General features: G+C 69.7%; 4 protein-coding genes and 3 pseudogenes. 3 read left to right on the top strand and 4 right to left on the bottom strand.

The features are described 5' to 3' along the window. Nucleotides 1-679 precede the first annotated feature (679 nt). A complete protein-coding gene (locus tag LZ604_RS33830; protein WP_234519932.1) occupies nucleotides 680-1,849 on the top strand; it encodes an AI-2E family transporter in 1,170 nt (389 codons plus the stop codon). 497 nt (nucleotides 1,850-2,346) lie between these two features. On the opposite strand, the gene LZ604_RS33825 is transcribed toward LZ604_RS33830, so the two are convergent. The 3 genes and pseudogenes from LZ604_RS33825 to LZ604_RS33815 all read right to left on the bottom strand — a co-directional run bounded on the left by LZ604_RS33825 (nucleotide 2,347) and on the right by LZ604_RS33815 (nucleotide 5,583). Continuing rightward, nucleotides 2,347-4,029 carry a serine/threonine-protein kinase gene (locus LZ604_RS33825; protein WP_234519928.1) on the bottom strand — a complete coding sequence of 561 codons (1,683 nt, stop codon included), beginning with the start codon at nucleotides 4,027-4,029 and terminating at the stop codon, nucleotides 2,347-2,349. 547 nt (nucleotides 4,030-4,576) lie between these two features. Continuing rightward, a pseudogene (locus LZ604_RS33820) lies at nucleotides 4,577-4,723 on the bottom strand (IS630 family transposase); the annotation flags it as partial. A 161-nt stretch (nucleotides 4,724-4,884) separates the two neighbouring features. Next, complete coding sequence (locus tag LZ604_RS33815; protein WP_234519926.1) at nucleotides 4,885-5,583, bottom strand: TetR/AcrR family transcriptional regulator; 699 nt, start codon at nucleotides 5,581-5,583, stop codon at nucleotides 4,885-4,887. A 105-nt stretch (nucleotides 5,584-5,688) separates the two neighbouring features. Here LZ604_RS33815 and LZ604_RS33810 point away from each other — a divergent pair, with 105 nt between their 5' ends. Then, entirely contained in the window at nucleotides 5,689-7,917 is a 2,229-nt protein-coding gene (locus LZ604_RS33810) for an MMPL family transporter (RefSeq protein WP_234519924.1), read from the top strand. A gap of 486 nt (nucleotides 7,918-8,403) precedes the next feature. Here the strand turns inward: LZ604_RS33810 and LZ604_RS33805 are convergent. Then, nucleotides 8,404-8,603, bottom strand: a pseudogene (locus LZ604_RS33805) (VOC family protein); the annotation flags it as partial. Nucleotides 8,604-8,818: 215 nt separating this feature from the next. Between LZ604_RS33805 and LZ604_RS33800 the strand changes: the two are divergent. After that, nucleotides 8,819-9,149, top strand: a pseudogene (locus LZ604_RS33800) (tyrosine-type recombinase/integrase); the annotation flags it as partial. Between the last annotated feature and the right edge of the window lie 47 nt (nucleotides 9,150-9,196).

The raw sequence follows: 9,196 nt of genomic DNA, 5'->3' as shown, positions 1-9,196 counted from the left end.
AACACTTCCTCGCCTTCGCCGGCATCGCCGCAGCCCTCATCAGCTACCGCCGACTCACCAACTGAAACGACGTCTAAGGGCCACGGCGCCCGGACCGGTCCCCGCAACGTGTCCACCGCCGCCGGCCCCACGGCTTTTCCCATCCTGCGTGCCCCGGGGCCGGACGGCGCACGGATCTGGATGTGGATGAGCCACGGAAACGCGCTCACGCAGAAGGTTCGCTACCGCTCCCACTGCACGGCATCAGCCACGAGGCCAATGCCGGGGAATGAGCGGCAAGCCCTTGAAGTCTCTGCGGCCTGCTGAGTCGAGACGTTCAGGTGCCGGCCAATCATGTGAATGATCTCTTTACCGTGGTGCCCACTTCAGCCGCGGTGTACCGATGAGAGCTCGGAGTCTTCTCCGGCGCCAGCCGATCGAGGCGGCCAATGCGCAGGGCGTAACCGGCCTCCCAGCGAATATGTGCCAGCCGCCGTAGCAGGACAAAGGCCGCCTCGGCGGCGGTCCGTGGGGGACGGCCGAGGCATCCGCTGGTTGTGTCCACCTACTCCCACGTGGGTTGGCGGCGACTTGACGCAGCCTGTCTCAGAGGCTGGCACGTGTGACGGCAGGGAGATCACGTCTCCCCGGGGCGAGGGGTTCCTCGTTTGCCGAGACAGCGGCTGGGAACCCAGTGCCCATGGCGACGCGTCCGGTTCCGGTGCGAACCATCCTCGCCACCATCGGTCTGGTGCTCGCCACCTACGTCGTACTCGAGCTGGTGGTCCAGGCTCGCCGGGTCTTGATCTGGGCGGTCATCGCGTTGTTCCTGGCCGTCTCTCTTCATCCCGCGGTCGAGGCGCTGCAGCGACGGGTGCCGCGGTGCCGACGGTCGGTGGCCACTTTGCTGGTCTTTGTGGCTGCGGCCGCGGCCGTTGGCGCGGTGGTCGCCCTGTTCGTCATACCCCTGGCTCAGGAGGGAAGCCGGTTCGCCGGTCGTCTGCCCGTGATGATCAGCGACGCCCGGGCCGACCGCGGGCCAGTCGGTAACCTGCTGGAGCGGATCCACGCTCTGCGGTATGTCCAGCGGCATCAGGCGCAGATTCACGCATTCGCCACCGGGCTGAGCAGGCCTGCCTTGAAGTTCGTCCGCAGTGCTACGACCACCGTGGCAGGCGCTCTGACCATTTTTGTCCTGGCCTATCTGATGGTGTTGGAGGGCCCCAAGGCCATAGACCGGTCCCTGGCCCTCGTGGAGGAGGCACCCGCGGCCCGCATACGCCGCGTCGGAGCCGCGTGCGCCCGTACCGTCAACGGCTACCTGACCGGAAACTTGCTGATCAGCATCATCTGCGGGCTCCTGACCTACGTGGTGCTGCTGGTTTCCGGAGTGCCGTTCGCCGGCCTGCTGGCCCTCTTCGTCGCCGTGACCGACCTCATTCCCTTGGTGGGCGCCACCATAGGGGCTGTCGTCGCCTCCTCAGTGGCGTTCGTTCATTCCCTGCTGGCCGGCATCGGAGCCATCGTCTTCTTCATCGTCTATCAGCAGGCCGAAAACCACCTCCTGCAACCGGTCATCCTGTCTCGAACGGCCAAACTCAACCCCCTCACCGTGCTGCTGGCCATCCTGATCGCCGCCGAAGTCGCCGGGATACTCGGTGCCCTGCTGGCGATTCCCGTCACCGGCATCATCCAAGTCGTCCTCGGTGACATCTGGGCTGACCGCGGCGGTCGGCGGCTGGGGCTGCCGATGCGGCCGGACAACAGCCCCGCGCACCCCGACCGGTCCGACACCGCCGAATGGAATCCGGCCGCCATAAGGCAGCCAGGGAGTTGTCCAAGGAGGACTCCTCCCTTCGCCGTCGGATAATGGGAGCTGGTCGTCCACGGCCTTCGCCGACACGGCCGCTGCCGACTCGCCGGCCTCGTGCTCGGCTACGTTCTCGCTGGTCATCGATGCATCTTCCGTGATCGGGAGTTACACAGGAGTTACACCGAACGATTTACAGTCCCCACCGAAGCTGAGTAGGAAACCCGGCGTCAGCGGGATCCCGCCCCCAAGACCGCCACCGTCCGCGCCGTGGCGGCCGACGCCCACCATGTCGTTGCGGCCGGATCCCCGCGAAAATGCAAGCCTCGGGCCCCCGGGATCGTTTCCACAGGTCGGAACATGAAGGCCGTGCCGTGCCCGATTCGGCCTAAGGCGGCCGTCCCTCAACAGACGGAGACACCAGGATCGGCAGCAGCCGGCTGTGCACAGCTCGGAGCTTCGTCAGGGATACGGTCGGCGGAAGCGGTAGAAGAATTGCCGGAGGTCGCCGACGAGCGGGCGCCGGTGTGACGCGTTCGGCCGGGGTGGTGAGGTCGTCATCGGGTGCCCGGGCTGCGGTGAAGGCGGGAGGGCGCGCCTGCAGACTGGGCGCCCTCCTCGCCGAGGGTCATCGTGTCGTCGTCCGACAACTCCACAACGTACACGTGCCCCTTCTCACAGGTCAGCGCGGAGGCTGAGCGGTCGGTGGGGTGGCTTGTGACCGCCTGGAAGGTGACGGTGGCTCCGCGTACGCCCCGCAGTTCCAGGGCTTCGGTGCAGCCCACCTCGCGTTGAGTGCCGGCCTCGGTGACGTTGCTGACCTGCTTGCCGGCGAGTTCTCCCACGGCGGCGGGGTGCAGGGTCAGCGTGACCTTGAACGAAGTGGTGCGCGGCGCGAGTCGTCCATCAGCGTGAGGGTTGCCCGGCCCCGTGCCGGTCCAGACTCCCGTCCACTTTCGCAGGAGCGTCGGCACGGTCGCCGAGGTGGAAGGCGTGGGGCGCCCGCCGCCCTTCGTGTCCGTTCCCGCCCGATCGTCGCGTCCGTCGAACGGGGCAAACAACGCGACCATGGTCACGGTGACGGCCGCTGCAGCCGCGGCAGCAATCCACCAAGTGCGCGACATCGATGTCGTGGACTGCCTGGTGCCGGTGGCGGCGGGCGATACGCCAGTGGGACCGCTCGGCCTTGCGCCCGGGGAGGGCGGCGGGTTTCCGAAAACGCCTACCGGGCCGGCCTCGACCGGAGGCGGCGGGGCCGTTGCGCCGGCGGGGGGCAGGGCGGCGGTCCGGGCGGGCGGTGCCGGAGCCGTCATGACGGTCGGTGCCATGACCGTGGGTGACGTGATCAGGCGCGCCACTTCCGCCTCGCGGGCCGCGAGTTCGTCACCAAGGCCAGGTGGCAGGATCTGTTTCCAGGTCGAGCCGGATCGGCGGGGCAGCAGGTCGGTCAGTTCCCTGCCGATAGGTCGCTGCTCAGGCTGCTTGGCCAGGCAGCGTCTCACGACGGGCAACAGCTCCGGTGGCAGGGCCTCGATGTGAGCCTCCTCGTGCACGATGCGGTAGAGCAGCGAGGCCGCCGAGACCTCCTCGCCCGGATGCTGGAACGGGCTGCGTCCCATCGCCGCGAACACGAGGACACAGCCGAGAGCGAAAACGTCACCGGCCTCGGTCACGATGCCTCGGGAGACCTGCTCGGGGGCCAGGTAGCCCGGAGAGCCGATGACGCCGCCGCTGTGGGTGTGCCGTGAGTCGTCGGCTGCCCGGGCGATACCGAAGTCGATGAGCATGGGCCGTTCGCGGCCCAGGAGGATGTTGGACGGCTTGATGTCCCGGTGCGCCAGCGAGCAGGCGTGCACAGCCGCGACAGCGGCAGCCAGTTCACCGGCCAGCGCACGCAGGGCGGCCGGCGGAAGCGGCCCTTGTGCCACGACCCAGTCGGCCAACGACGGCGCCGGGACGTACTCGGTCGCAAGCCACTGGGGGCGGTGGCCAGGCGGACTGAAGTCGATGACGGAGACGGTGAACGGCGACCGGACCAGGTCGCTGTTGCGGACTTCCCGGGCGAACCGTGCCTCGAAGTCGGGTGCCTCGGCCAGGTCCGGGCGAACGGTCTTCAACGCGAGCGGCCGTCCGGCCGTCGTACGGGACAGATAGACCTGGCCCATGCCTCCGGCGCCCAGGCGTGCCAAGATCGGGTAGCCCCCGACAGCAGCCGGATCTGTCGCCTCCACCGGTTTCACGTGCCCTCCCCCAGTCTTGCCGTCTCACCCTCGCAGCAATGGCACTGCGCGGATCTTGCGGGCGGCCAGCAGAATACGCGCACGGCATGATGGATGAGCCCGGTGAAAGCGAACAACGAGATGCCGGCAGCGCGTGCGTGCCCGATCAGGCTCGGTGGGTGACCCCTGTCCGCAGCACCGGCGATCACCTCGTCCACAGGGTGGTGAGGTGGCAGCGAGCAGCCTGACCGAGTGGATGCTGCCCTCGCACACCGAGGCCGCGCATGGCCTGAATCGGCAGCGGCCCGAGGTAGTCGGCCACCTCCTCGGGGCGACCGCGAGAACGTCCCCGGGACTGGGTGCGGGCGTCTTCGTCATGGGCCACCGACGCGATTCGCTGGCCAGCGGACACGCTGCTTGGGGGCCGCGACTCCCACGCTGAGCGTGTCGGCTTCCCGGACTGTCCCGTGCAGGGCTACTCCCGCCTGTCCCTTGATGTGCGGTACGACGGGAACCACATCGCCGCAGGAGTCCGGAGGTCTCGGTGACGTTCGAGCAAAGTAATCGGCTACTGACTTTGTTGGCGTGGTGTCGCCAAGGTGAGGCCGGTTTCAGCGAGACATCCGTCGATGAGGTTGCTGCGGTACTGGATCTCGCGGAGGCCGTGCCGAAGGGCCCGCATCAGGTGCTCGGGGTCGGTGAAGGCGGTGTTGGCCTGGCATTCGCACGGCTGCACCGACCCGCGCACCTGCGATTGGGTACGTCCGCGCAGAACCGCGTCGCGTGGGCCGAACGCCGTGGCGGCCCCGGCGGCCCACGGGTGGACCTATGCGGCACCGCTGACCGGGGCAGGGCCGAGAGGGCGGTCACAGGGACTCAGGGAGCCCGCAACCCGTCCGCGACCATGGCGAGGGTCTGCTCGACCACCTGGCCACGGGCCGGGTCCGACAACCCGCGCAGTGGACCGTCCAGCATCAGCGTCGCCAGGCCGTGCACCGCCGCCCAGGCCGCCGCCTCCGCTCCGGGCCGGCGCGCCGGAGCGATCAGACCCGCCGCGAGCAGCTCGTCCAGCACATCCCTCAGCAGGTGGAAGGAGCGGAACGCGTCGAAGTGGTCCAGGGTTTCGGTCCGGTCCCGCGCCTGCGCCGGGACTCCCTGCGAGGTCAGCTCGGGACGGCAGAAGGCGGTGCGAAAGAGCCCCGACTGGTCGCGGGCGAAGTCGACGTAACTCCAGCCGATCGCGCGCAGCCGCCGCGTCGCCTGTTCCCCTCCGCCTGCATCGACCGCGGCATCCCCTGCCGTCGACGCGAGGGCGGCCTCCATGGCGTCCGCCAGTGCAGCCTGGGCCTGGTGCTTGACCTCCACCAAAAGGTCGGCGTGGCTGGCGAAGTGCCGGTAGGCGGCGGTGGGTGAGACCCCCACACGGCGTGCGGCCTCGCGCAGGACGACCGCCTCGGGGCCGCCTTCGCGCGCCAGCTCGACACCGGCCGTGGACAGCGCGTTGCGCAGATCGCCGTGGTGGTAGGCACGGCGCTGCGGCTGGGTTCGCTCCTTCACCAGCTCATCCTCCCGCATGTTGACAGTGTTAGCATTTCCCTCCCTACTATGTGAACAGCGTCAACATAGAGCGCGGCCACAGCGCTCGCGGCCAGATTCCACGCAGATTCCCGGGATGCATCCATGAACGACCAACCCACAGGGCCGCTGGCCCGACTCGGGTACCTCGCCCATCGGCGGGCACGCCTGTTGCTCGTCCTCGCCACCGTAGCCCTCGTCGCCGCCGCGGCTCTCGGCATCGGCGCCTTCGGCAAGCTGCAAAGCGGCGGATTCGACGACCCGCAGTCGCCGTCCAGCCAGGCCGCCAAGCTGCTCACCGCACGGTTCGGTGGCCAGACCGACTTGGTCCTCGTCGTCCATCCGCACACCGGCAGCGTCGACTCGGCCGCCGCCGATTCCGCCGGGCGCGAGCTGACCAGCCGCCTGCGCGGCGAGCCGGGCCTCTCCCGCGTCGTCTCGTACTGGGACGGCAAGCCGGCCGGGCTCCGGACCGCCGACGGCGGCGACGCGCTGATCTCCGCCCATGTCCAGGGCTCCGACCAGCAGGCGGCCACAACCGCCGCCGACCTCGTCACCCGCTACGGCGGCGACCGGGGCGCCGTCGACGTCCTGGTCGGCGGCCCGCGCGGGGTCAACCACGACGTCTCCACCCAGATCGTCAAAGACCTGGCGCTCGCCGAGGGCATCGCCGTCCCGCTCACGCTGCTGCTACTCGTCCTCGCCTTCGGCAGCGTGGTGGCGGCCCTGCTGCCGCTCTCCGTCGGCGTCATCGCGATCTTCGGTACCTTCGCCGAACTCTACGTGCTCGGCAGTCTCACCAACGTGTCGGTCTTCGCGATCAACCTCACCACGGCGCTCGGCCTCGGCCTGGGCATCGACTACGCGCTGCTCCTGGTCAGCCGCTTCCGCGAGGAGCTCGCCGCCGGGCAGCAGGTGCGGGACGCGCTGGTCACAACCGTCCGGACCGCGGGACGCACCATCCTCTTCTCCGCCGCGACCGTGGCCACCGCGCTCGCCGCGCTGCTGGTCTTCCCACAGTTCTTCCTGCGCTCCTTCGCCTACGCCGGCATCGGCGTCGTCGTCATCGCGGCCCTGGCCGCCCTGATCGTCGTGCCCGCCCTGCTCGCCCTACTCGGAACACGCGTCAACGCCTGGCGCCTGCCCTGGCCCAGGACCGTTCCCGGCGCCGACTCCCCCGCCTGGGGACGGCTCGCCGGGCGCGTCATGCGCAGACCGCTGCTCTGGGCCCTGCCCGTCACGGCGCTGCTCCTGCTCGCCGCGAGCCCGCTGCTCGGCGTCACCTTCGGCACGCCCGACCAGCGCGTCCTGCCCACCGGGGCGCCCAGCCGCCAGGTCGCCGAACTCCTGGACACCCGCTTCCCGGGCAACGACACCTCCGCCATACAGATCGTCACCGATGCACCGGTGGACGCCACTTCGCTCAGCTCCTACGCCCGTGGACTCTCCCGGCTCCCCGGTGTCACCGGCGTCGACAGCAGCGCCGGAACCTTCCGGGACGGCACGCTGCTCATGGCCGCCGGACCCGGGCAGACGGCGCTCGGCGCCCCGAACGCAGAGCACCTCACCGTGACCAGCTCCTGGACCCCACGCTCCGGCGGCGCCCAGGACCTCGTCCGCGCGCTCAGGGCGCAGCCCGCCCCCGCCGGGGTGCACACATTGGTCGGCGGCGGCGACGCCGTGCTGGTCGACGCCAAGCACACGGTAGGCAGCAAGCTCCCGGCCGCCGTCGGGCTGGTGGCCCTGACTACCTTCCTGCTGCTCTTCCTCTTCACCGGCAGCGTGGTGCAACCGCTGCGCGCCCTGCTGCTCAACGCGGTCAGCCTGTCGGCGACGCTGGGGGCGATGGTTTGGATCTTCCAGGACGGGCACCTGTCCGGTCTGCTGGGCTTCACCCCGCAGCCGATGGACACGTCGATGACGGTGCTGATGTTCTGCATCGCCTTCGGCTTGTCCATGGACTACGAGGTGTTCGTGACCAGCCGGATCACGGAGCTGCACAGCCAGGGGGCCACGCCACGCGAGGCCGTCACCCAGGGCCTGGCGCGCACCGGCCGGATCGTCTCCACTGCGGCCGGACTGCTCGCCGTGAGCTTCTTCGCCTTCGTCACGGGCAAGGTGAGCTTTCTGCAGCTGTTCGGCCTCGGCACCGGCCTGGCGATCCTGCTGGACGCCGTCCTGATCCGGGGCGTGCTGGTCCCCGCAGTGATGCGGCTCCTCGGTGACGCGGCCTGGTATGCCCCCGCCCCGCTGCGCCGCATGCACCGCCGGGTCGGCCTGTCGGACGAACCGGCACCGCCGGTGGAGCGGATCCCGCACCTGGTGTCCGACTGAACCCGTCGGCATATGCCTGCCCTGTAGCCCCGCGGTGGTCGGCAGACCGCGGGGCTACAGGCGACGGTCCGTCGGACGATCGGGCCGGACCGTCTCGGCGGCCGTGACCAGACTGCCGGTGACGACGATTGACGCCGCCGCGTCCAGGTCGGGCGCCGGGAACCGGTCCGTGCCCGGCCGCCGACACCCGCGGCGCGCGCCCTGGCGAGGGCTGCCTCAAGCAGGCGGCCACAGCGCCGGGACGTAACAGCTCGCCAGCTCGTCGCCCAGCCAGTGAACAGCCGGGCGACCTCCGGCTCGGTCGGCGGGATCCACTCGCTGCCGGTGGCCAAGCAGAAGACGGCGGTGCGGTCCAGATCGACGCCGTGGGCGTCGGGGTCGGTGAGTGTCTCGGCGAGGTAGGCGGGGGGGTCGGCACCGAGGCCTCTGTCACCTATTCGGGGCTGTTGCGTCCTCGTCTCGTCCTCTCCGGCGCGGAGCGCCGGAGAGGGTCCGCGGTGCCGCCCCGGCCCCAGGGTCCGTCTTGGCCACCAGCCCGAGGTCGGTGTCGCCGATGCGCAAGCCGAGGTAGAAGGCCGGGCCTTCCGCCGGTAGCCGGAAGATCTCCTCGGCGCCGAACAATTTCGTATAGAAGCCAACAGGACGTCTTGGTCGGGAGTGATGATCACTGGCTGGATGGTGGACATGGCACTCCTGTCGAGAACGGTCGTGTCGCTGGGTAGACCGTTCGAGGACGGTGAACTCATCGGCAAAACCGCCCCGCCAGACGATCTACACCCCAGACTGCCACCCACGACCAGCACGAGCACCCCGAACCGGCGTCACACCAGCGCCCTGACCAGCTACTTCAAGATGGCGCAGCTTCATTGCAGGAAGCCGACCGCCTCCGGCCTGGCCCGGCAGGCGCACGCGGTGGCGCATCGCCCTGCCGACGCCATACCTGCACTCCCTCGAACAGCACCGCAACCGGCAGCGTCAGGAACGCGAAGCGGAGGCCGCGTGCTGGAAGACAGCGGCTACGTCTTCACCCGACCCGACGGAGCCCCCATAGAGGGAGCCACCCCCACCCGGCACTTCAACACCTGCTCCACCGTGCCAGGCTCCGCCGCATCCGGTTCCACGACCTGCGGCACTCGACCGCGACCCTCCTCTTGGAAGAGGGCATTGAACTCGTCGTCAACAAGAAACTCCTCGGCCACGACCACATCGGCGTCACCGCCACCGTCTACGCCTGCCCCTCCCCCACCACCGACATCAGCGCAGCCAGCGCGTGAGGAAC

This window comes from Streptomyces glomeratus, assembly GCF_021462825.1.
GTDB lineage: Bacteria > Actinomycetota > Actinomycetes > Streptomycetales > Streptomycetaceae > Streptomyces > Streptomyces glomeratus.
This window is presented reverse-complemented; position numbering and strand designations above follow the sequence as displayed.